Below are 22,159 nucleotides of genomic sequence, written 5' to 3' on the forward strand. Positions count from 1 at the left end.
CCGGCGGGGCTGGCGCCCCGCCGCTCCGTCAGCGCGACGCTTGCGGGAAGCGCGCACCCGGCGGCGGTTCGGGCCGGGTCGACGGCACGCTCTTGCGCACCTTCGCGACCTGCGCGGCCGTCACGGCAGCCCCCGTGTTGCCCCAGCTCGTACGCACGAAGTTCGACACGTCCGCGACTTCCTGGTCCGACAGGCGCCAGCCGAATGGCGGCATCGTGAACGTCGACGGCGCGGTGCGCGTGCCCTGCAGCGCGCTGCCTTCCAGCACCACGTGGATCAGCGAGGTCGGATCGTCGCCCTGCACGACCGGGTTGCCGGCGAGCGCCGGGAACACGCGCGTGTAGCCGTGGCCGTCGCTGCGGTGGCAGGCCATGCAGTTGTCGCGATAAACGGCCGCGCCCGGCTTGCTCGCGTCGCCGGTCTGCAGCGCCTTCGCGGCGGCCGCGTCGTACACGTGCGGCTGTTCGCCCTGCACGCGCGGCGGCAGCGTCTTCAGGTAGCGCGCGATCGCATTCAGGTCGTCGTCGGTCATGTGCTGCATGCTGTGACCGACCACGTCCGTCATCCCGCCGAACGCGGCCGTGCGCAGCGTGCGGCCCGTCTTCAGGAACTGCACGATCTCGGTTTCCGTCCACGTGCCGAGGCCCGTGCGCGGCTCGCCGCGCAGGCTCGTCGGCACCCAGCCGTCGATCGCCGCGCCGCCGGCCAGGAAGTCCGGGCCGTTCGCGTCGGTCAGCCCGCGCTCCTGCATCGTTGGCGCCCGCGGCGTATGGCACGCGCCGCAGTGGCCGAGCCCCTGCACGAGATACGCACCGCGCGCGACCACCGGATCGGTGTACGGCGAAGCATCGAACGGCTTCGGTGTCGGCGCGAACATCTTGCGCCAGATCCCGAGCGGCCAGCGCATCGACAGCGGCCACAGGATGTCGACCGCGCGGTTCTCGTGCTCGACGGGCGCGACGCCGTGCATGAAGTATGCGTACAGCGCCTTCATGTCGTCGTCGGTCAGGCGCGCGTAGGACGGGAACGGCATGGCCGGATACATCGTGTCGCCGTTCTTGCGCACGCCTTCGCGCACCGCGCGCGTGAAGTCCTCGACCGTCCAGCCGCCCAGGCCCGTCTTCGGGTCCGGCGTGATGTTCGTCGAGTAGATCCCGCCGATCGGCGTGTCGAATTTCAGCCCACCGGCGAACGGCTTGCCGCCGCTCGCGGTGTGGCACGCGATGCAGTCGCCCGCCCGCGCGAGGTATTCGCCGCGCTTGATCAGGGCCGCGTCGGCGGATTGGGCCGCGGGTGCCGCCGCCGGGCCGGAAGCCGCCGCGGGTGCTGCGGGCTGTGCAAACGCCGCCGAGCCCGCGAGGCCGAGCGCGGCCCAGGCCGCACCGGCCGCCAGCGCGCGCGACATCCGGCGCGCGACGTTGTGGTTCATCGTCCTCTTCATACGGTCACCAGCGGGGCGGGATTTTTCAGGTATTGCTCGCGGATCGCACGTGCCGACCAGTAGGCCAGCGCCGCGATGATCCCGGTCGGGTTGTAGCCGATGCCCTGCGGCAGCGCCGATGCGCCCATCACGAACACGTTGTGCACGTCCCAGCACTGCAGGTAGCGGTTCAGCACGCTCGTCTTCGGGTCGGTGCCCATGATCGCGCCGCCGACGAGGTGAGTCGTCTGGTACGCGCGCGAATCGAAGTGCTTGCCGAATTCGCGCGTCGATACGCTGATCGCCTTCGGCCCCATCGCCTCCGCGATCTTCTTCATCTGCCCGGTCACGTACTGCGCCATCTTGATGTCGTTGTCCTTCCAGTCGAAGGTCATCCGTAACAGCGGCTGGCCGTACGAATCGCGATAGGTCGGATCGAGGTCGAGATAGACGTCGCGGTACGACATGTTGGTGCCGTGCGCGTCCATCGAGATCGTGTGCGCGTAGTTGTCCTTGACGGCCTTCTTCCACGCCGAGCCCCACTGCGGCGTACCGGGCGGCGTCGCGATGCCGCTGATCGGCTTCACGCCGGCCTGGTTCACCCACAGCGGCGAGCCGCCGACGAAGCCGAGCGGGCCGTGGTCGAAGTTGTCCGCATTGAAATCGTCCACCGCGACGCCGTTGCCGCCCGCGCCGATGAACGGGTTCGTGTAGGTGTCCTTGTCGAAGAACGCCTTGATCGTCGACAGGTTCTGGTACGCGAAATTGCGGCCCACGACACCTTCGCCCGAGATCGGGTCGTACGGCTTGCCGATGCCCGACAGCAGCAGCAGGTGCACGTTGTGGTACTGGAAAGCGGCCACGATCACGAGATCGGCCGGCTGGTGCACTTCACGCCCTGCCGGGTCGACGTAGGTCACGCCCGTCGCGCGCTTCTTCGTATCGTCGAGGTCGACGCGCAGCACGTGGCACTTCGAGCGCAACTCGAAGTTCGGCGCCTGCTTCAGCGCGGGCAGGATATTCAGGTTCGGCGACGCCTTCGAGTACATGTAGCACGCGTAGCCGCTGCAGTAGCCGCAGAAGTTGCACGGGCCCATCTGCACGCCGTACGGGTTCGTGTACGGGCCCGACGTGTTCGCCGACGGCAGCCGGTACGGATGCAGGCCGAGCGATTTCGCCGCGTCGGAGAAGCGCTGCGCCGAATAGGTGTTGAGCTGCGCGGGCAGCGGGAAGTTGTCGCTGCGGTTCGCTTCGAACACGTTGCCGTCGCCGACCACCTTGCCGCCGACCTTGTACGCCTGCCCCGACGTGCCGAACACCTTCTCGGCGAAGTCGAAATGCGGCTCAAGCTCCTCGTAGGTCACGCCGGTGTCCTGGATCGTCATCCCTTCGGGGATGAACTTCCGGCCGTAGCGCTCTTCATAGTGGCTGCGCAGGCGCAGCTCTTCCGGCGTGATCCGGAAATGCACGCCCGACCAATGCAGCCCCGCGCCGCCGACGCCTTCGCCCGGCAGGAACGCGGCGAGCTGCCGGTACGGCAGCGCGGTGTCCTGCAGGCCGTGGCGGATCGACACGGTCGTCTTCGACAGGTCGAGGAACAGCTTCTTGCGGATGTTGTAGGTCAGTTCGTCGATCGTGTTCGGATACGCGCCGTCCGGATAGGTGTCGCGATACTCGCCGCGCTCGAGCGCAACGACGTTCAGGCCCGCTTCGGTCAGTTCCTTCGCGAGAATCGCGCCGGTCCAGCCGAAGCCGACGATCACCGCATCGACATGCGGCTTTTTCTCTGCGGCCATCAGCTGCGCTCCCCGTTGATCGAGACGGGGCCGTACGGATACGACTTGCCGTTCTGGTTGACGAAATCCATGAAGTCCGCGCGCGCGCCCGGAAAGCCGATCATCTTCCACGCGGCCATGTCGTGATTGCCGCCGTGCACCGGGTCGCAGAAGTAGCCTTCGCGCGTGTTCTGCAGCAACTGACCGAAGAACACGCCGGGCGGCACGTCGTCGATCTGGGCGCCGCCCTTTTCCAGCGCGCCGAGCACGGTGTCGCGCGTCGGCGCGTCGAGATCCGCGAACGCCTTGCCGTGGGTCTTCTCGCAATAACGGTTGACCGCCGCGATGCCGAGCCGGTAGATGTCGCGCGGCACCAGCTTCAGCTGGTAGCCGAGCTCGGGCACGCCTTGCTGGAATGGCCCCTGCATGTACCAGGTGGCGCCGTGCGCATACGGTGTCTCCATCTGGCGGTCGATGAATTCGGGCACGCCCGATTCGAGCGCGCCGGGACCTTCGGCGTCGGCCGGAATCAGCCGGTCGACAGCCGCCTGGACGAACGCCCACTCCTTCGCATCGAAAAAGGTCGGCTTGTACGGAGCGCGTTCGGCGTTGGCCGATGCGCCGGGCGCGTTGCCGGTCGTCGCGGAAGGCGACGACGAACGCAGGTCGCAGCCGGCGACCGACGCGATCGGCACGAGCGCGACCGACGTGCGCAGGAAACGGCGGCGCGAGTTGGGTTTGTCAGGTGGCGTGGACATGGTCGGATGTTGATCGTTGGGGATCGGGGCCCGGACGCGCGCACTCCGCATGCGGCATGCCCGGCATGGCAGCCATGCCGCATGCGGCTGGCCGTCCTGTTCTTTCGTCTGTTGCGAACAACCTCGCTGCAGGCGCCACTCGTGCCAGGCACGGCAGCGCCTTCATGCAGCCGCGCATCGCGCCAATTCAGGTTGCGCTGCACGGATCGGCTTCTTTGCGAGCCTTATCATCTGACAAATACCGGCATCTCCCGGCATCTGCCCCTTATCGCTCATGACCCTCATTCAACTTAGACGCCGCGTTTGCCGACAGCAAGCGCGACGTGCACGACCCTCTTTCGGGTCCGGCGACAAAGTGCCGCGAATTATATATGGAACCGGTTCCATCAAGTGTCGCATCAAGGCAATTCAGTGCCTCGAAAATCGCAACAATTGAAAAATCCGGGAGTCGGAATCGGCAAGGATCGCGTGATGACCGACTGATGCGGGCGTCAGGTAGACGATTGCTGTGTGGCGAGTTGCGCCGACGGATGTCTCTTTCCAGCTACACGGGGTACCCGGGAGCGCCCTTTTGCGTGGCGCTCTGGTGGCCTCCGCCTCTCATGAAACAACACAACAACAAAAACGGCGTATGGCTGACCGACACCGTGCCGGCGGAATTCCTTGTGGAGATGGACAGGACGGCGCGCTGAGATGCGCGCTCACCACGGCCAGAACATCGACGCGATGGACAGCGCCAGCGCCGCGCAGAGCGGCGAGTAACACAGCGTGTCCATACGCGCGAAACGCGACCCGCGAATCCGCTTGAAGAAGCCGACGTATCGGAAATCGCCGACGGCCCGCACCGCGAAGATCAGTGCGAACGCAACGACCGCGAACGAGATCGTGCCGGGATACGTGTTCGGTCCCAGCCAGCCGGCACGCGCGGCAACCACGCACGCGCCGCCCAGCAACGCCACCGCGACCGCGAGCGTGCCGACGGCGGTCGGCCGCAATAGCGGCTCGCCGCCCTGCTCCGGAATGGCCGCCCCCTTGCCGCGCCGCCCGCCCAACGCCCAGTAGACGTGAACGAGCGCGATTGCGCAAAGCGTCGGCACGCTGAAATACGCTCCGGTCATGTCGGTCAGTGCCCTCGTGTCGTTGTCTCGTCGTCTCGATGTGTTGCCGGCTGAGTGCCGGCGCGCGGCCCCGATCCGCGCCACACGTGACGATACCGAAACCCGACACCACGTGCATTGCGACCTCCGGTCGCAACCCGCCACCCGCGGCGGCGCATGTTGCGATGCAGTGCGCGCGCCGGTGCACACGGTCCGGCCGCTTGACTTCCCTCCGCGCGCTACTACCCTGTTATTCCAGTACTGCGGTCGAACCGCCCCTGCGCGATCGGCCGCACGTGCAATCGGTCGCCGCATGCGCACCTGCACGACAACGATAACGATAACGAAGGCCATGGAGGCGACTCATGCTGATCGGTGTGCCGAAAGAGATCAAGAACCACGAATATCGCGTAGGCCTCACGCCGGCCGGCGCGCGCGAACTGACGCGGCACGGCCATCGCGTGTTGGTGCAGCGCGGCGCGGGCACGGCGATCGGCCTGCTCGACAACGACTACACGGCCGCGGGTGCATCGCTCTGCGACGGCGCCGACGAAGTCTTCGCGCGCGCCGACATGATCATCAAGGTCAAGGAGCCGCAGCCGGCGGAATGCGCGATGCTGCGACGCGGCCAGATCCTCTACACGTACCTGCATCTCGCGCCCGATCCCGACCAGGCGGCCGCACTCGTGAAGTCCGGCGCCGTCTGCATCGCATACGAAACCGTGACAGGCCCGGGCGGCGGCCTGCCGCTGCTCGCGCCGATGAGCGAAGTGGCCGGGCGCATGTCGATCCAGGTCGCAGCGACGCACCTCGAAAGCCCGCGCGGCGGCCGTGGCCTGCTGATGGCCGGGGTGCCCGGCGTGCCGGCCGCGCATGTCGTCGTGCTCGGCGCGGGCGTGGTGGGCACCGGCGCGCTGCAGATGGCGGTCGGCCTCGGCGCGCGCGTTACCGTGCTCGATACCAACGTGAACCGGCTGCGCCAGCTCGACCTCGTCTTCGCCAACCGGATCACGACCGTCTGCTCGAATGCACACACGATCGACGAAGCCGTCCGCGATGCCGACGTCGTGATCGGCGCCGTGCTCGTGCCGGGCGCATCGGCGCCGCGGCTCGTCACGCGCGACATGATCGCGACGATGCGCACGGGCGCGGTCGTCGTCGACGTCGCGATCGACCAGGGCGGATGCTTCGAGACCTCGCATGCCACGACACACGCGGCCCCCACCTTCGTCGTGGACGGCGTCGTGCACTACTGCGTCGCGAACATGCCCGGCGCGGTCGCGCGCACGTCGACCTTCGCGCTGAACAACGCGACGCTCACCCATGCGCTCGCGCTCGCCGACAAGGGCTGGAAGCAGGCAATGACCGACGATCCGCATCTGCGTGCGGGCCTGAACGTGTGCGACGGACACATCACGTACGAAGCCGTCGCGCTGGCGCTTGGCCTGCCCTATGTGCCGGCGGCCGGCGTACTGGCATGACGTGGCCGCATTCATGAGCGGCCAACGGCTGACAGCACACGCCGCCGGCTGCGTTCACGCGCCCTTCGCGCCGCCGCTACGCTTCGACGAGCCGCCTGCTCCCATCGTGCGTGCAAGCAGCGGCCTCAATTGCGCGAGCGTGCGCGTGTTCAGCACGTCGGGCCGCGTGAGCCAGCCACGTCTCGCCTGATCGACGCCGTACGCAAGATTGTCGAGTTCGTCCGCACTGCGCGCATCGGAGCCGATCGCCACTGGCACGTCGGCCTTCGCGGCTTCGCGGCACCAGACGTCCGGCAGGTCGAGCCGCCGCGGCTGCGCATCGAGTTCGACGAAGCAACCGCGCGCTGCGGCGTGCGCGATCACGCGCGGCACGTCGAGTTCGCATGCATCACGCTCGCCGAGCACGCGGCCCGTCGGGTGCGCGAGAATCGTGAAATACGGATGGTCCATCGCGCGCAGCATGCGTGCAGTCTGTGCGTCGCGCGACAGGTCGAAGCCGTCGCGTACCGCACCGACCACGAGGTCGAGCCGGCCGAGCATCGCATCGGGCACATCGAGGCTGCCGTCCTCGCGAATGCTCGCCTCCACGCCCTTGAGCAGCACGAAACCGTCGAACGACGCGTTGAGGCGATCGATCTCGTCGAGCTGCCGGGAAAGCCAGTCGAAGTCGCTGCGGCTACCGCCGGCATGCGGCGACCGGTCGGTGATGGCCAGGTACGCGAACCCGCGTGCGCGTGCCGCATCGGCCATCGCACGCAGGCTGTCGCGACCGGCCGACGCGTCGGTATGCGCATGCAGATCGCCGTGCAGGTGCTTGCGCTCGACCAGTGCCGGCAGCGTGCCCGCGCGCGCGGCATCGATCTCGCCGCGATCCTCGCGCAACTCGGGCGGCACGTCGTGCAGCCCGATCGCCGCATAGACCGACGCCTCGGTCGCGCCGGCAATCCGTTCGTCGCCGCGAAACACGCCGTACTCGTTGATCTTCAGCCCGCCGGCCTGCGCGATCCTGCGCAACGCGATGTTGTGCGCCTTCGATCCGGTGAAGTAGACGAGCGCCGCGCCGAACGCATCGGCATCGACGACGCGCAGGTCGACCTGCAACCCGCTGGCGAGCACGACGCTCGACTTCGTCTTGCCGTGCGCGAGCACGCGCGCCACCTCGCCATAGCCGACGAACACTTCGGCGACTGCGCCTGGATCACGTGCGGTGACGAGGATGTCGAGATCGCCGACCGTCTCGCGGCGGCGCCGGAAACTGCCGGCCGGCACGGCCTTGCCGACGCCCGCAATCGCACGCAGGCGTTCGAGCAGCGGCAGCAGCGAGCGCGCTGCATCCGGCAGCAGGAAGCGTTGGGGTTCGCGCTTCAGCCGGTCGTCGATCGCTTCGAGCAGATGCGCTTCGGTTTTCGCGCCGAAGCCCGGCAACTCGCGCACGTGCCCGCTCTTCGCTGCCGCGCGAAGCTGCTCGAGCGAATCGACGTGCAGTGCGTCATGGAGCGCCTTCACACGCTTCGCGCCGAGCCCCGGCACGTCGAGCAGCTCGACGATCGCGCCCGGCAGCGCGTGACGCAGCGTTTGCTGCAGTTCGCAGGTGCCGGTCGCGGCGATCTCGCGCAGCTTCGACGCGAGATCGGGCCCGATCGAAGGAATCTTCCCGAGATCGTCGCCGTTCGCGATCATCGTCGGGATATCGCGCCCGTAGTCGCCAATCGTCCGTGCTGCGTTGCGATAGGCACGCACCCGGAACGGATTGGCGCCCTGGATCTCGAGCATGTCGGCAATCTCGGTGAACACGGCCGCACACTCGGCGTTGTGGATCGGCATGATCGGCGCGGCTCCCTTCCACGTGGATGGCGCCGCGCGCGTGCGCGACGGCGTCTGCCCGCCCGGCGCCGCATGCTGACGCCGCCGGGCGCCCGTTCATCATCGTACGCCGGCCACGCCGCATGTGCCGCGTCGTGATGGAGACGGTGTCGGCGTCAGAGGGAGGCGCGCGGCGTCGTGGCGTATTGCCGCTCGTAGATCGACTGGCAATGCGTGCAGCGTTCGGCGGCCGGGCGCGCCAGCAGGCGCTCGTAGCCGACCGAGCCGTCGCAGTCGATGCACTCGCCGTAGCTGCCGTCGCGCATCCGCTGCTGGGCGCGGCCGATCGCGCGCAGCTCGGTCAGTTTCATGCCGATCAACGCGTGATCGACGTCGACGAACAGATCCGCATTGGCCTCGTCGCCCTCGTCCGGCGCCGCACCGGCGAGGTCTGCGTAGGACTCCGACGCGCGCTGGTCTTCGCTGGTGCGGATCTCCGCACGCAACGTCTGCTCGCTCTCGTTCAGCCGCTGTTTCAGCGTCTGCCGTTGTTGCTGGTCGAGCGCCATGGCCGTCTCTCCTGTTCCGGGTCGCGCGCGGAGCATTGCGGCGCGCGGTGTCGCGCCGGCGCGCGGCGGGCCGGCGTCACCGCCTGCCACCGTGTCCGGATGTGCGCCCGGCAGCACGAAGTGCCGGACGCATTCGACGCAGGATAAACCCATTGAACGCGCGTGTGTTGACCGGAATCAGCGTGCAATGCAGCGCTCGGCCTACGCGCGCCGTAACTGGGGACGGATGCGAAATCGCGACATCGTCGAATGCGGATATCGCAGACGCCGACGGGATCGCCCGGCCCATGTGCGACGTTGCGTCATCGCACGTCAAGCATCGGCACGGACGATGTCGATCAACATGCGCGCCGAGCGCTGCCAGCTGTATCGCTGCGCGTGCTCGCTGCCCAGCGTGCGCAACCGTGCCCGCAGCTCGGGATCGTCCATCACGCGGGCGATCGCCGCGGCGATATCCGGCGGTGAATACGCATCGCAGAACAGCGCCGCACCGCCGCAGACTTCCGGAAGCGCCCCTTCGTGCGACACGATGACCGGGCAGCCACACCGCATCGCCTCGAGCGGCGGCAGCCCGAATCCTTCGTACAGCGACGGAAACACGAAGCAGCCCGCATGCTCGTACAACGCTTTCAGCTCGCCGTCAGTCACGTAACCGGCCCATGTGACGTACGGATCGTCTTCGCGCAGGCCCGCCGCCCGTGCGCCGAAGATCTTCGCATTGGCACCCCCCGCGATCACGAAGCGCAACGTCGGGTGCGACTCGCGCATCAGCGCCACCGCGGCCAGTGCGCGCACGAGATTCTTGCCGGGCGCAAGCGACCCGACGAACAACACGTAGCGGTCCGTCTCGAGATTCAGGCGCGACAGCACGCCATGATCGGCATCGATGCGGTCGATATGATCGACCGCACCCGGCACGACCGACAGGCGTGCAGGCGGCACGCCAAGCCGCGCGGCCAGCCGCGCCCGCGAAAAATGCGAGACCGTCACGATATGGCGCGCACGTCGCTTCATGATCGAGAACGCGAAGCGGTACCAGAGGCGAAACGCCATCGAATAGCCGGCCGGCAGATCGAAAATCGCCGCGTCATGAATCATCAGCAGTTGATCGCGCTTCACCAGCGGGCCGATGTTGCAAAGGCTCAGCAAGGTCCGGCCGCGCGTCGTGCGCGGCAGCGTCCATTGTTCCCACAGCGTGCCATGCCGGCGCCCGGACGTCTGCGACCGCGCGCCGCCAGGCATGGCCGCCGGATCGTGATCGGACGGCACGACGAGCGACGGCGCCTCGTCGGCGCTCGCGATCCGCGCAAGTTCGGCCGTTAGTTCGTATGCCACGCGCTGAACGCCCGTCATGCGCTGCGCGGTGAATTTCCCGTTGATTGCGAGCCGGCACGGCCGCGCGATATGCGCGGCCGTGCCGGCGCCCCGCTCCGCGCGCGCTTCCTGCAGTACCGGTGCGCTTCGCTCTCGAATCGACGTTGACATGATCGTGACCATTCCGATGGCTGCGGCGCGCCATCGCGCCGCCGGACATCCCGTTACGCGGGATGCTGCTGTGCCGTCAGTGTGTCCGTCACCTGCGCTCCGGTCAGTACGTTCGATCGCACAACGCACCGCTTTCCAGATGATTCGTCATCCTCAGAAAGCATTCCGCCCGATGAATCCCCGCACGACCGTCAACAGGATGATCTTCATGTCGAACCAGAAGCTCCAGTTCTGCATGTAGAACAGATCGAACTTCACACGCGCTTCCATCGCCTCGACCTTGCGCGTCTCGCCGCGATAGCCGTTCACCTGCGCCCATCCGGTGATGCCCGGCCGTACGCGGTAGCGGTACATGTAGCAGTCGATCAGTTGCCGGTACAAGTCGTCGTGTTCGATCGCATGGGGGCGTGGGCCGACGACCGACATCTGCCCGAACAGCACGTTGAAGAACTGCGGCAGCTCGTCGAGCGACGTACGCCGCAGGAACGCACCGACGCGCGTGATCCGCGAATCGTTGCGCGACGCCTGTCGCACGACGCCCGGTTGCACACGATGCACGCGCATCGTCCGGAACTTGAGAATGTCGAACTCCCGGCCGTCGACACCCTTGCGGCGCTGCCTGAACAGCACGGGCCCGGGCGACGACAGCTTGACCGCGATCGCCAGCATCGACAGCAGCGGCAGCAACGGAATCAGCACGCCGAATGCAAAGAGCCGGTCGAACGCGAACTTCGCCCACAGCTCCGGCGCCGAGCGCGGCGTGGTCGCGAGATTGATGGCCGGCATGCCGAGCACGTCGGTCGCCGAGCGATCGACCACCGCCATCTGCCGCACGTCGGGCAACAGCCGCAGTTCCACGAACTCGTCGCGCAACTCGCGGACGATGCGCTGGATCCGCCACTCGTGCGACATCGGCAGCGTGAGCCATACCTCGTCGATCTCGCCGCCGCGAATCAGATCGCGCAACACGTTCCAGTCGTCGATCACCGGCACGCCGCCGATGCCGCCGGAGGCAGCCTGTGCGTCGTCGTCGAATACGCACGCCGCCACGAAAAGCCCCTGCGGCGCCAGTTGCATCCGCTCGACCGCGACACGCCCGTACGCCGTTGCGCCGACCACCGCGACGCGGCGCTGCCGCGCGCGCGGGTCGTCACGCGTCAGCGCGAGCGCCAGCAGCGCGGCGCGGCCGAGCAGCAATGCGGCGTCGCCGGCCAGCACCGTGCGCACGATCCAGTGTGTCGTGATCGTGCCGCCGCGGTTCATGATCCACATCGCGGCGGTTACCGTCAGCACGCTCGCGCAGGCGAGCGCCACGGTCGTCTGCGTCAGCGCATGCGTGCCGCGTTGCGGCGCCACGCTGCCACGCACGGTGCGCAGGTAGCGCGGCAGCAAGGCCACGGTCAGCACGCACAGCAGCGCGATCGCGCCGCGCTGTGCGTCGGACAACTCGCGCCACACGAGGCCCGATGCCGCCTGCGCGGCAAGCGCGCCTGCCAGCACGAGCACGGCGTCGGTAACTGCGATCACAGAACGCCGCATCGAATTCGTCCCACCGGACTTCGATTGCATCGTCACGCACCATGTGCCGGGAACCCGCGATGCGCGTCCGGCATGCGGGGCCGAACCGGTGTCGGCCTCGCCGTCCCGCGCGTGCCGAGCAGCCTGCGATAGTCCGCGCGAATCAGGTTGTAGCATTCACACGCGTGATGTTCGAGGCCGTCGCGGTCGAGCACCGTGATGCGGCCGCGGCGCTGCCGGATCAGCCCGGCTTCCTGCAGGTTGCCAGCCGCTTCCGTCACGCCTTCGCGCCGCACGCCGAGCATGTTCGCGATCGTCTGCTGCGTGACGGCCAGTTCGTCGCCGTCGATGCGGTCATGCGCAAGCAGCAGCCAGCGGCTGAGCTGCTCGCTGACAGAGTGATGCCGGTTGCACAGCGCGCTGCGCGAGATCTGCGCCATCGCCGCCTGGCAGTAATTGAGCAGCAGCCGGTAGGTTGCGGGCGAGCGCTCGAATTCCGCGCGCATCACGCAGCTCGGCACGCGATAGGCCATCCCGCCGATACGGACCTCGACCCGGTGCGACGCCGCGGCGCCACCGACCAACGTCGCGAGCCCGACCACCCCCTCGCGGCCGACCTGCGCCACCTCGACCATCGCACCGTCCTCCATCAGGTGCTGCACCGACATCATCGACGTCGTCGGGAAATGCACGTGGCGCATCGGCTCGCCGACCCGGTCGAGCATCCCGGCCTTGATCCTGACCAGTTCGAGATGCGGTGCGATGGTGCGGATGCTGTCCTCGGGGAGGGCATCGAGGATGGCGTTCGCCGAATAGCTCGAGTGAAGATGAAGCATGTCTGTATCCCTTTTATTGTCCGCGCCGCCTGCAGCCGCGTGCACGAAACTCGTTATCGCGATGCGCGCCCGGACTGATCGTGGTTGCGGCCCACAACCCTGATTCCGACTGACCGCCGGCTTATCGCCGCCGGATCGAGTCGACCGTTCCGTTTCAACACGCCAGCCCGAATAAGCGATTTACGTGCCAATACATGCCCATCCTTAATATATGAATCACACCTGATTTAGATCAACGGAATAACCGGCCAAAAAACAAAAAAAGCGTCTCATTTTCGGACACTCTTCCCGGCGGCGGACACTGCATGCGATTTGACTGATCAATTCACCAGCGTCGCACCGAGGCGGCCGCACCGGTGCTGTACGGCTTGTCGTTCATATACTTACAGTCGATTTTCAATTGTTTCCATGATGTACCGGAAAACCTGCCGCTACGGCCGCACGCCGCACACGGTTGTTTGAAACTGTCTCAAATCTGAATCGGCGCACTAATTTCCGCCTCGGTGACCCACCGCACAATTCGCACGCAAGCCACTGATTATTTGACAGATTCTTGCGAGCATCATTTATTTGTCAAACAATGTTCAACGCCCATCGCGCACTTTCCCCGTGCGATGTACGCCCGCCACCCGATTGATTCTCGGCCGACATGGAATGAATGCCCGAAGTCGCATTCAACTTCCGGATGATTAATTTCACGGAAATGAATCATTAAATCCGTATAACGTTTGCACCCACCAAAAATCGTCAAACTTTGTGAAATGACGTAATGTGCAATTGATCGATTTCAATGGCGTGCTAGCCTTTTCGCCAGTATCGTCACTCCATTTTTGACGAACACAAGTCCGCACGATCGTGCGAATTCCCCATTCCCGGGATATCGCCGAGACGACGCGTGACCGCCACCTACGAGGATGCGCCGTGACTCACCAGGCCCCTGACGCCGTCGCGTACGCGAACGGCATGATCGAGCTTTCCCACAGCTTCGATGCAAACCGCTTTCTCGCGGCCATCGACCGCGACGAGCTCGCGACGCTCGTCCCCCACCTTCAACTCGTCCACCTGAAATCCGGACAAGTGCTCTGCGAGCCCGGCGAAATGCTCGCCGCGGTCTACCTGCCCGTCACGACCGCGATTTCGCTGCAGTACGTGTCGTCCGGCGGCATGACGCTGGAAGTCGCCGAGATCGGCAGCGAGAGCGTGGTGTGCGACGACGTGATCGGCGGCAGCGGCCGTATGCCCTGCCGCGCCGTGGCCTGCCGCGACGGTTTCGTCTACCGGCTCGACCGGCGCGTGTTCGCCACCGCGTTCGACGCATCGCCGGTGATCCGCCATCTCGTGTTCGTCTGCGTGCGGCTGCTGATGGCGCAGGTCTCGCAGATCACGTTCTGCAGCCGTCATCACGTGCTCAAACATCAGTTATGCAGATGGTTCCTGCTCGCGTACGACCGGACTCGCAGCATCGAGATCCAGGTGACGCACAGCATGCTGGCGCAGATGCTCGGCGTGCGGCGCGAAACGGTCACCGATGCCGCCGGCGAAATCCAGAAGCTGGGGCTGATCCGGCAGTACCGGAGTTCGATCGAGCTCGCCGACCTCGACGGCCTCGAGAAAATGTCGTGCGGCTGCCGCGCGATCGTGCGCGACGAGATGAAGCGCATCCTGTCGGCCGATTCGGGTGTGCCGGCCGCGTCGCGCGCCTGATCGGCGTGCCGCATCGCGACGGGGCGCCGCCGCGCGTGCCGTCCGGTGCCTGCCGGGTCAGCTGTTTGTAGGGTGGCGAACAGAACGCCGCGTCTGCCAATGGTCTACTGATGCCGGACTGCCGGGGGGACGTCAGCGCGTGTCGCGCGTCTGCCCGAGCGGACGACACCACGCACGCCGGAGCAGCACGTGAAAAACGAAATCAGAACCATCCTGAAGCACGTCGCCCATCTCGAAGCCGCGATCGATTCGATCGGCGACGGGGACGACCTCTATGAAGCGGGCCTTTCGTCACTCGACACGATCCAGCTGATGCTCGCGATCGAGAAGCAATTCAACATCGAGATTCCCGACGAGATGCTGAACCGCAACCTGTTCCGCAGCATCGACGCGCTCGCGGACACGATCACCACGCTGCAACGCACCGAGCATTCAGCATGAGCGCGCTGCTTCCCGAACTCGCGGCCGACAGCGATGCGCGTCGGCTCGACGAGGCCGCGCATGCCGTCGCGCAGATCGCCGCGCAGCACGCGGACGCGGTCGATCGCGACGCGCGCTGCCCCGTCGAGGCGATCGAGGCGATGCGCGCGCGCCGCCTGCTCGGCGCGATGGTGCCGCCCCACCTCGGCGGTGTGGGCGCGTCGCTGGAAGACATCGCGTCGGCCTGCTCGATTCTCGGCCAGGCCTGTGCATCGTCGGCGATGGTGTTCGCGATGCACCAGATCCAGGTCGCCTGCATCGTCAATCACGCCGCCGATCAGGGCTGGCACAAGCTGTTCCTGCAGCAGCTCGTGCGCCACCAGTGGCTGCTCGCATCGGCCACGTCGGAAGACGGCGTCGGCGGCAACCTGCGCGCGAGCCAGTGCGCGCTCGAAACCAGCGGCGGCGAATTCCGGCTGCGCAAGTCGGCGCCGACGATCTCGTATGGCGACTATGCGGACGGCATCCTCGCGACCGCACGACGCGATGCGGACGCGCCGGCTTCCGAGCAGGTGCTTGTCACGCTGCTGCGCGACGGCTACACGCTCACGCGCCGCGGCGAATGGGACACGCTCGGGATGCGCGGCACCTGCAGCAACGGCTTCGAGCTCGATGCGCACGGCGCCGCCGTCCAGTGCCTGCCGGTACCGTTCGCGAAGATCGCCGAGGAAACGATGGTGCCGGTATCGCACATCCTGTGGGCTGCGGTATGGATCGGCGTGGCCGGCGACGCGTTCCACCGCGCGCACCAGTTCTTCCGCGCCCAGGCCCGCCAGACCGACGGCGCGCCGTCGCCCGCGTCGCGGCGCATCGCCGAATCGCTCGCGCTGATGCAGGCGATGCAGGCCCGCGTCGACAACGTGCTGCGCCTTCATGCGAATCCGGCGTCCCGCTCGTGGTCGGCCGGCATGGCCCGGGCCGCCGAGATCAACACGCTGAAGACCTACGTGTCGACGACCGCGCTGGAAGTCGCGCACCAGGCCATGATGATCTGCGGGATGGCCGGCTACAAGCAGGGCACGCCGTTCAGCATCGGCCGCCACCTTCGCGACCTGCATGCGGCGCCGCTGATGATCAGCAACGACCGCATTGCCGTCAACACCTCGAACCTGCTGCTCGCGCTGCGTCCTGCGACGCTGGAGAAACATACGTGAACGATCGCCTTGCCGTGCCCTCTACCGCCCCCGCTCCCGCCGATGCACCGATCGACCGCGCGGGCGTCAACCCGCTGCGCGACGAACTGATCGACGCGGGCCTGCTGGTCTCGACCGGCATCCAGGGTCTGTTCGGCCGCAGCGAACGGTTCGAGCGCGTCGTGGAAGCGCTCGACGCGTTCGTCACGCGCATCGGCGCCGACCAGCAGGCCGTAGTGCTGCGCTTCCCGCCGGCGATGAGCCGCACCGAGTTCGAGCGCAGCGAATACATGAAGAGCTTCCCGCAGCTCGCGGGCAGCGTGCACGCGTTCTGCGGCGACGAACACCAGCACCAGCGCGTGCTGCAGTGCCTCGATCGCGGCGACGACTGGACGGAAAGCCAGAAGCCGACCTACGTCGTGATGACGCCCGCCGCGTGCTACCCGGTCTACCCCGTCGTCGCACGCGCGGGGGCACTGCCGGCCGACGGCCGGATCGTCGACGTCTTCTCGTACTGCTTCCGTCACGAGCCGTCGCTCGACCCGACCCGCATGCAGCTGTTCCGGATGCGCGAGTACGTGCGGATCGGCACGCCCGAGCAGATCGTGTCGTTCCGCGAGACCTGGATCGAACGCGGCACGCGGATGATCGAGGCGCTGCGCCTGCCCAACGCGATCGACCTCGCGAACGACCCGTTCTTCGGGCGCGGCGGCAAGATCGTCGCGAACAGCCAGCGCGAGCAGAACCTGAAATTCGAGCTGCTGATCCCGATCGAGCACGACGATCGCCAGACCGCGTGCCTGAGCTTCAACTACCACATGGACCATTTCGGGCTGCTGTGGGACATCCGCACCGCGACGGGCGACGTCGCGCACACGGGCTGCGTCGGCTTCGGCCTCGAACGGCTCACGCTCGCACTGTTCCGCCATCACGGCTTCGACATCGACGCGTGGCCGCGCGAAGTCCGCGACGTGCTGTGGGGCACGCCATGAGATTCGTGTCCCGCGACGGCGAAGACGCGTCGTTCGAGGATGTGCGCCACCGCGCGCGCCACTACCGCCCGCATCCGCTGCATAGCCAGGAGATGGTCTGGAAACAGACCAACTGCTACGTCGACATGTGGCTCGAGGTGCTCCGGTGGTGGGGCTTCAATCCGTACGCGGCGCTGCCGTTTACGATCGCCCTCGATTTCGAGGGCGATCAGTTCACGTTCTTCAAGTTTCCGCACGACGAACTCGAGCGGCTGTACGGCATCGTCGTGCAGGAGCACTCGATCTACGAACCGCTCGACCAGCACATCGAGACGCAGGTTGCACGCGGCCACCTGATGATCGTCGAGGTCGACGCGTGGTTCCTGCCCGACACGCGCGGCAGCAGCTACCGCACGCAGCACACGAAGACGACGATCGGCATCGATGCGATCGACCGCGCGAAGCGCCAGATCGGCTACTTCCACAACAGCGGCTATTACGTGGCCGAGGATTTCGACTACAACGGGCTCGTCGGCGGCAGCTCGCCGATGACGCTGCCGCCTTACGTGGAATGCGCGAAGCGGCGGTTTGCGCCGCTCGACGAGCGCGAGCTGTGCGAAACGTCGCTCGCCGCGCTGCAGCGCCACCTGCGGCGCCTGCCGGTCGTCAACCCGATCGCCGCGTTCCGGCGGCAGTTGCAGACCGATGCGAGGACGCTCGCCGATTCGCCGCTCGAGCATTTCCATGCGTACTCGTTCAACTCGGTGCGGCAGCTCGGCGCGAATTTCGAGCTGTTCGGCCATTACGCGCGCTGGCTGCAGGCCAGCGGCTGCGTCGGGCCGTTCGCCGAGATCCGTGCCGCATGCGACCGCATCGCGTCCGAAGCGATGGTGCTCGAATTCCGGCTCGCACGCGCGTGCGCGCGCGGCAAGGAGGAGCGCGGCGACTCGACGCTCGAAGCGATCGAGGCCGCCTATACGGACGTCGTGGCGTGCGCGCGACAGATCGCGTTGCCGCTGCGGCACATGAAGCCCGTGCGCAGCGACACGGCGGCACCCGTGCCGGCCATGCGGTGACGCGCACGCGTGCCCTGCCCGCGTGGTCGATGCTGGCGACCGCCGCGGGCGCCGCGCGGGAACCGCGCGACCTCCCGGCCGCCGGTGACGGCTGGATCCCGGCGACCGTGCCCGGCACGGTCGCGCAGTCGCTCGCGCTCGCGGGCCGGCTCGACGAAGCCGCATCGCTCGACGAGCGCGACCACTGGTACCGGATCGAACTGCGCGGACACGGGCCGCGCGTGCTGCGCTTTCACGGCCTCGCGACGCTCGCGCAGGCGTGGCTCGACGACACGCCGATCCTCCGCTCCGACAGCATGTTCGTCGCACATGACGTTTCCGTGTCGCTCGACGGCACGCACCGGCTGAGCCTCTGTTTCCGGGCGCTCGCCCCGCACCTGCGCGACACGCGCGCGCCGCGCCGTGCACGCTGGCGGACGCGGCTCGCGGAGCCGGCGGCACTGCGCACGGTCCGCACGTCGCTGTTCGGACACATGCCGGGCTGGTTTCCGCCGCATGTGCCGACCGGCCCTTGGCGGCCCGTGGACGTGCTCGATCCGGCCGACGGGCCCGTGCTCGTCGATTGCGACCTGCACGCGCGCATCGAAGGCGACACGGGCTGGCTCGACGCGGAACTGACGTTCGCCGCGCCGCTGCCCGACGCGCTCGCCGCGCGGCTGTCGTGCGGCAAGCACCACGCCACGCTCGAACGCGCTGGCCCCGACCGTCTGCGCGCAAGCGTCGCGGTGCCCAACGTGTGCCGCTGGTGGCCGCATACGCACGGCGAGCCGGTGCTGTACGACGTCGCACTGCATCTCGGCGACGCGTTGCGACCGCTCGGCGCAACGGGCTTCCGCACGATCGAAGTCGACGCCGGCGCCGACGGCAAGGGCTTCGGGCTGCGCATCAACGGCGTGCCCGTGTTCGCGCGCGGCGCATGCTGGAGCAGCGCCGCGCCGCGCACGCTGCACGCGGACGACGCCACCTACGCCCGCCTGCTCGGGCTCGCGCGCGACGCCGGCTTCAACATGATCCGCGTCGGCGGCACCATGACCTACGAGGCCGATGCCTTTCACGCGTGGTGCGACCGGCTCGGGCTGCTTGTCTGGCAGGATTTCATGTTCGCGAACTTCGACTATGCGCTCGACGATCCCGCATTCGCGGACAACGTCGATCGCGAAGTCCGTCAGTTCCTGTCCCGGCACAGCGCGTCGCCGTCGCTTGCCATACTGTGCGGCGGCAGCGAGATCGCACAACAGGCCGCGATGTCCGGGCTCGGGCCGAAGCAGCGCTTCCTCGAGCTGACCGCCGACCGGCTGGCCGGCCACGCGGCCGCATGCCGGCCCGATGTCCCGTACGTACCCGATTCGCCCGACGGCGGCGTGCTGCCGTTCGCCCCGCGCGAACGCGTGTCGCACTACTACGGCGTCGGTGCGTACCTGCGCCCGCTCGACGACGCGCGCCGCGCGGACGTGCGCTTCGCGAGCGAATGCCTCGCATTCTCGAACGTGCCGTGCGACGCGACGCTCGCCGAGCTCGGCTGGCCCGGCGTGCACGAGCCGCGCTGGAAGGCGGCCGTGCCGCGCGACCCCGGCACGTCGTGGGATTTCGAGGACGTTCGCGACCACTATCTGCAGACGCTCTACGACGTCGTGCCCGACCGGCTGCGGCGCGAGGATCCGGCGCGCTACTTCGAGCTGTCGCGCGCGGTGATCGCGGACCTGATGCGCGAAACGTTTTCCGAATGGCGGCGTACCGGCTCGCGCTGCGCCGGCGCGCTCGTCTGGCAGTTCCAGGACGTGATGCCGGGCGCCGGCTGGGGGTTGATCGACGCCGCCTACCGGCCGAAATCGGCGTGGCATGCGTTGCGCCAGGTCCTGCAGCCCGTGCAGGTGCTGCTGGTCGACGAAGGCTTGAACGGGCTCGACGTGCATGTCGTCAACGAGCGTCCCGCGCCGCTGTCGGCCGCGCTCGAGCTGGTCGCGCTGCGCGACGGCCGCACGCCGGTCGCGCGTGCCGGTTGCCCGGTGCGGATCGCCGCGCACGACACGGTGCGGATCGGCTCGGCCGAGTTGCTCGGCCGGTTCTTCGACTGGACCTACGCGTACCGCTTCGGGCCTTGCGAACACGACACCGTCGTCGCGACGCTGCGTGCCGACGACGGCACGCTGCTGTCGCAGGCGTTCCATTTCCCGTCCCGCACGCATCCGGCCGTGCTGGCGCGCCGTGAACTCGGGCTGGAAGCGTGCGTGTCGCGCACCGGTGACACATGGCACGTCGACATCGATACACGGCACGTCGCGCGTCATGTGCAGATCGATGCGCCGGGCTACGTGCCCCGCGACGACTGGTTCCACCTCGCGCCCGGCACGCCGGCACGCGTCGCGCTCGTTCCGCTTGAAATGGTCGGGAAGCATGCGGCCGCGACCGATGGGCCGCCGACCGTGGAAATCCGGGCCGTGAACGCCGCGCGCACGGTGCGCGCGACGCAGGCCGGTTGACGCAACGCTCGCGGCTTTCGGCGGCCGCGAGTGTCGCCTTGTCGAATGACTCTCAGTCGGACGAGCCCGTGCCGCGCGGCCGCTCGATGCCGTATGCCTCCATCCAGCGATACAACGTCGCGCGCGACACACCGAGCTCGCGGGCCGACGCCGCGACGCGCCCGCGCGTGCGCAACAGGGCGGTTTCGATTGCCTCGCGTTCGATCGACTTGCGGATGTCGGCCACCGACGGCGACGCGGCATCGAGACAGTATTCGAGTTCGAGATCCTGCGCGGTAATGAGGCGCCCTTCCGTCATCACGACCGCGCGGCGCACGCGGTTGATCAGCTCACGGACGTTGCCCGGCCAGTCGTGCTTGTAGAGTGCCGTAATCGCATCCGTCGAGAAGCCGCGCACGCGATGGCGCGCGTCGCCGCGGAAGCGTTCGAGCATGTGATGCGCGAGCAGCTCGATGTCCTTGCCGCGCGCGCGCAGCGGCGGCTGGTCGATGCGCATCACGCACAGACGGTGGAACAGGTCCGGCCGAAAACGCCCTTCCTCCATCGCTTCGCGCAAGTCGACGTGCGTCGCCGACACGATCCGGACATCGACCGGCACCGGATCGCTGCCGCCCAAGCGATGAATTGCACGTTCCTGCAGAAAGCGGAGCAGGCTCGCCTGGCTCTCGTGCGGCAGGTCGCCGATCTCGTCGAGCAGCAGCGTGCCGCCGTTCGCCGCTTCGACATAGCCGATCTTGCGCGCGTTCGCGCCGGTAAACGCGCCGCGCTCATAGCCGAACAGTTCGGATTGCAGCAGATGCGAGGGAATGGCGCCGCAGTTGACCGCGACGAACGGGCCGTTACGGCGCTCCGAATGGCGATGGATCGCGACCGCCGTCAACTCCTTGCCGGTGCCGGTTTCGCCGAACACGAACACCGGTGCGTCGGTGCGCGCGAAGCGCCGCACCGTATCGAACAGCCGCAGCATCGCGCTGCAGGTGCCGACGATGCCTTTTTCCTCCGATTCGAGCCGTTCGCGGTCGCGCGCGAACAGGCATTCCATGCCGTACGCGTGGCCGACCGTATCGGCGATCCGCTGGTGCGAGGCGGGCAACGTGACGTAATCGAAGCAATAGTCGCGCAATAGCGCGCGCACGTTCGGAGAAGCGGTCTGGCCGACGTCGATGAGTGCGACCCAGACGACGTCGCGCATCGACGCGCAGGTCGATGCGATGCTGCCGATCGCGTCGGCATGGCCGCCGCTCAGGTCGAGGATGCCGCAGGTGATTTCGCCGGACGTGTCGCGCAGCTCGCTCGCCTGCGCGACGATCGACACTTTCCAGTCGCGTCGCGCCAGTTCCTTCCGGAGCATGACGGACGGCGACTGCGTCCAGTAAATCAGCGGACGCTGCCCGTTACCACTCCCCGCGTCGGCGCTCTTATCGCGCGTTATTGGCATATTCATAACGAACCATCACTTTCTCCACTCCGCGAACCGTTCGCGTGCGCTGCGGCCGGCGGCGCATGGCCACCTTTCCGCGCTGCGTTTCCGCAGCCTTGGCGAAGATCGAAACTGCACACGGCGAGAACCCCC

General features: G+C 67.5%; 17 protein-coding genes. 7 read left to right on the forward strand and 10 right to left on the reverse strand.

What is annotated here, in order from left to right:
* Positions 1-28: 28 nt before the first annotated feature.
* The 4 genes from C5O79_RS19240 to C5O79_RS19255 form a co-directional block, all read right to left on the reverse strand.
* Positions 29-1,441 (reverse strand): cytochrome c, encoded by a 1,413-nt coding sequence (locus tag C5O79_RS19240; protein ID WP_122475648.1) that lies wholly within the window; start codon positions 1,439-1,441, stop codon positions 29-31.
* Positions 1,438-3,216, reverse strand: a complete 1,779-nt coding sequence (locus C5O79_RS19245; RefSeq protein WP_039356901.1) for a GMC family oxidoreductase — start codon at positions 3,214-3,216, stop codon at positions 1,438-1,440. Before C5O79_RS19245 ends, C5O79_RS19240 begins: the two co-directional genes overlap by 4 nt.
* The gene (locus tag C5O79_RS19250) at positions 3,216-3,953 is read right to left on the reverse strand and encodes a gluconate 2-dehydrogenase subunit 3 family protein (RefSeq protein WP_039356908.1); all 738 of its coding nucleotides are present in this window, start codon (positions 3,951-3,953) and stop codon (positions 3,216-3,218) included. The genes C5O79_RS19245 and C5O79_RS19250 overlap by 1 nt, the downstream gene beginning before the upstream one ends.
* Positions 3,954-4,654: 701 nt before the next feature.
* Complete coding sequence (locus tag C5O79_RS19255) at positions 4,655-5,071, reverse strand: DUF3995 domain-containing protein (RefSeq protein WP_122475646.1); 417 nt, start codon at positions 5,069-5,071, stop codon at positions 4,655-4,657.
* Between the two features lie 344 nt (positions 5,072-5,415).
* Between C5O79_RS19255 and ald the strand changes: the two genes are divergently transcribed.
* Positions 5,416-6,531 (forward strand): alanine dehydrogenase, encoded by a 1,116-nt coding sequence (gene ald, locus C5O79_RS19260; RefSeq protein ID WP_046547648.1) that lies wholly within the window; start codon positions 5,416-5,418, stop codon positions 6,529-6,531.
* 54 nt (positions 6,532-6,585) lie between these two features.
* Here ald and polX read toward each other — a convergent pair whose 3' ends face one another.
* The 5 genes from polX to C5O79_RS19285 form a co-directional block, all read right to left on the reverse strand.
* The gene (polX, locus tag C5O79_RS19265) at positions 6,586-8,355 is read right to left on the reverse strand and encodes a DNA polymerase/3'-5' exonuclease PolX (protein WP_122475644.1); all 1,770 of its coding nucleotides are present in this window, start codon (positions 8,353-8,355) and stop codon (positions 6,586-6,588) included.
* Between the two features lie 155 nt (positions 8,356-8,510).
* A complete protein-coding gene (locus C5O79_RS19270) occupies positions 8,511-8,903 on the reverse strand; it encodes a TraR/DksA family transcriptional regulator (protein ID WP_047850105.1) in 393 nt (130 codons plus the stop codon).
* A gap of 312 nt (positions 8,904-9,215) precedes the next feature.
* Positions 9,216-10,256: a glycosyltransferase family 1 protein gene (locus tag C5O79_RS19275; RefSeq protein ID WP_236862386.1), complete on the reverse strand. Its 1,041-nt coding sequence runs from the start codon at positions 10,254-10,256 to the stop codon at positions 9,216-9,218.
* A gap of 285 nt (positions 10,257-10,541) precedes the next feature.
* The gene (locus C5O79_RS19280; protein WP_122477413.1) at positions 10,542-11,927 is read right to left on the reverse strand and encodes an undecaprenyl-phosphate glucose phosphotransferase; all 1,386 of its coding nucleotides are present in this window, start codon (positions 11,925-11,927) and stop codon (positions 10,542-10,544) included.
* A gap of 32 nt (positions 11,928-11,959) precedes the next feature.
* The gene (locus C5O79_RS19285; RefSeq protein ID WP_046547644.1) at positions 11,960-12,742 is read right to left on the reverse strand and encodes a Crp/Fnr family transcriptional regulator; all 783 of its coding nucleotides are present in this window, start codon (positions 12,740-12,742) and stop codon (positions 11,960-11,962) included.
* A gap of 921 nt (positions 12,743-13,663) precedes the next feature.
* On the opposite strand from C5O79_RS19285, the gene C5O79_RS19290 reads away from it, so the two are divergent.
* The 6 genes from C5O79_RS19290 (at position 13,664) to C5O79_RS19315 (ending at position 20,586) form a co-directional block, all read left to right on the forward strand.
* Positions 13,664-14,446, forward strand: coding sequence for a Crp/Fnr family transcriptional regulator (locus tag C5O79_RS19290; protein WP_174242142.1), 783 nt, complete (start codon positions 13,664-13,666; stop codon positions 14,444-14,446).
* A gap of 189 nt (positions 14,447-14,635) precedes the next feature.
* Complete coding sequence (locus C5O79_RS19295) at positions 14,636-14,887, forward strand: acyl carrier protein (protein ID WP_046547642.1); 252 nt, start codon at positions 14,636-14,638, stop codon at positions 14,885-14,887.
* Complete coding sequence (locus C5O79_RS19300; protein ID WP_122475640.1) at positions 14,884-16,080, forward strand: acyl-CoA dehydrogenase family protein; 1,197 nt, start codon at positions 14,884-14,886, stop codon at positions 16,078-16,080. The genes C5O79_RS19295 and C5O79_RS19300 overlap by 4 nt, the downstream gene beginning before the upstream one ends.
* On the forward strand, positions 16,077-17,051 hold the full coding sequence (locus tag C5O79_RS19305; RefSeq protein WP_122475638.1) for an amino acid--[acyl-carrier-protein] ligase: 975 nt from the start codon (positions 16,077-16,079) through the stop codon (positions 17,049-17,051). The genes C5O79_RS19300 and C5O79_RS19305 overlap by 4 nt, the downstream gene beginning before the upstream one ends.
* Positions 17,048-18,106: a DUF1839 family protein gene (locus C5O79_RS19310; protein ID WP_122477411.1), complete on the forward strand. Its 1,059-nt coding sequence runs from the start codon at positions 17,048-17,050 to the stop codon at positions 18,104-18,106. The genes C5O79_RS19305 and C5O79_RS19310 overlap by 4 nt, the downstream gene beginning before the upstream one ends.
* A 29-nt stretch (positions 18,107-18,135) precedes the next feature.
* A complete protein-coding gene (locus C5O79_RS19315; protein WP_236862381.1) occupies positions 18,136-20,586 on the forward strand; it encodes a glycoside hydrolase family 2 protein in 2,451 nt (816 codons plus the stop codon).
* Between the two features lie 52 nt (positions 20,587-20,638).
* On the opposite strand, the gene C5O79_RS19320 is transcribed toward C5O79_RS19315, so the two are convergent.
* Positions 20,639-22,030, reverse strand: coding sequence for a sigma-54 dependent transcriptional regulator (locus C5O79_RS19320; protein WP_046547638.1), 1,392 nt, complete (start codon positions 22,028-22,030; stop codon positions 20,639-20,641).
* Positions 22,031-22,159: the final 129 nt, after the last annotated feature.

This window comes from Burkholderia sp. SRS-25 (assembly GCF_004343765.1).
In the GTDB taxonomy this organism is placed as follows: Bacteria; Pseudomonadota; Gammaproteobacteria; order Burkholderiales; family Burkholderiaceae; genus Burkholderia; species Burkholderia contaminans.

What these genes read in the sequence shown, in the direction of transcription:
- polX (WP_122475644.1), bottom strand. Translation starts at nt 8,355, where the DNA reads ATGCCGATCCACAACGCCGAGTGTGCGGCCGTGTTCACCGAGATTGCC.
- C5O79_RS19280 (WP_122477413.1), bottom strand. Translation starts at nt 11,927, where the DNA reads ATGCGGCGTTCTGTGATCGCAGTTACCGACGCCGTGCTCGTGCTGGCA.
- C5O79_RS19240 (WP_122475648.1), bottom strand. Translation starts at nt 1,441, where the DNA reads ATGAAGAGGACGATGAACCACAACGTCGCGCGCCGGATGTCGCGCGCG.
- C5O79_RS19245 (WP_039356901.1), bottom strand. Translation starts at nt 3,216, where the DNA reads ATGGCCGCAGAGAAAAAGCCGCATGTCGATGCGGTGATCGTCGGCTTC.
- C5O79_RS19250 (WP_039356908.1), bottom strand. Translation starts at nt 3,953, where the DNA reads ATGTCCACGCCACCTGACAAACCCAACTCGCGCCGCCGTTTCCTGCGC.
- C5O79_RS19255 (WP_122475646.1), bottom strand. Translation starts at nt 5,071, where the DNA reads ATGACCGGAGCGTATTTCAGCGTGCCGACGCTTTGCGCAATCGCGCTC.
- C5O79_RS19300 (WP_122475640.1), top strand. Translation starts at nt 14,884, where the DNA reads ATGAGCGCGCTGCTTCCCGAACTCGCGGCCGACAGCGATGCGCGTCGG.
- C5O79_RS19270 (WP_047850105.1), bottom strand. Translation starts at nt 8,903, where the DNA reads ATGGCGCTCGACCAGCAACAACGGCAGACGCTGAAACAGCGGCTGAAC.
- ald (WP_046547648.1), top strand. Translation starts at nt 5,416, where the DNA reads ATGCTGATCGGTGTGCCGAAAGAGATCAAGAACCACGAATATCGCGTA.
- C5O79_RS19275 (WP_236862386.1), bottom strand. Translation starts at nt 10,256, where the DNA reads ATGACGGGCGTTCAGCGCGTGGCATACGAACTAACGGCCGAACTTGCG.
- C5O79_RS19320 (WP_046547638.1), bottom strand. Translation starts at nt 22,030, where the DNA reads ATGAATATGCCAATAACGCGCGATAAGAGCGCCGACGCGGGGAGTGGT.
- C5O79_RS19310 (WP_122477411.1), top strand. Translation starts at nt 17,048, where the DNA reads ATGAGATTCGTGTCCCGCGACGGCGAAGACGCGTCGTTCGAGGATGTG.
- C5O79_RS19285 (WP_046547644.1), bottom strand. Translation starts at nt 12,742, where the DNA reads ATGCTTCATCTTCACTCGAGCTATTCGGCGAACGCCATCCTCGATGCC.
- C5O79_RS19315 (WP_236862381.1), top strand. Translation starts at nt 18,136, where the DNA reads ATGCTGGCGACCGCCGCGGGCGCCGCGCGGGAACCGCGCGACCTCCCG.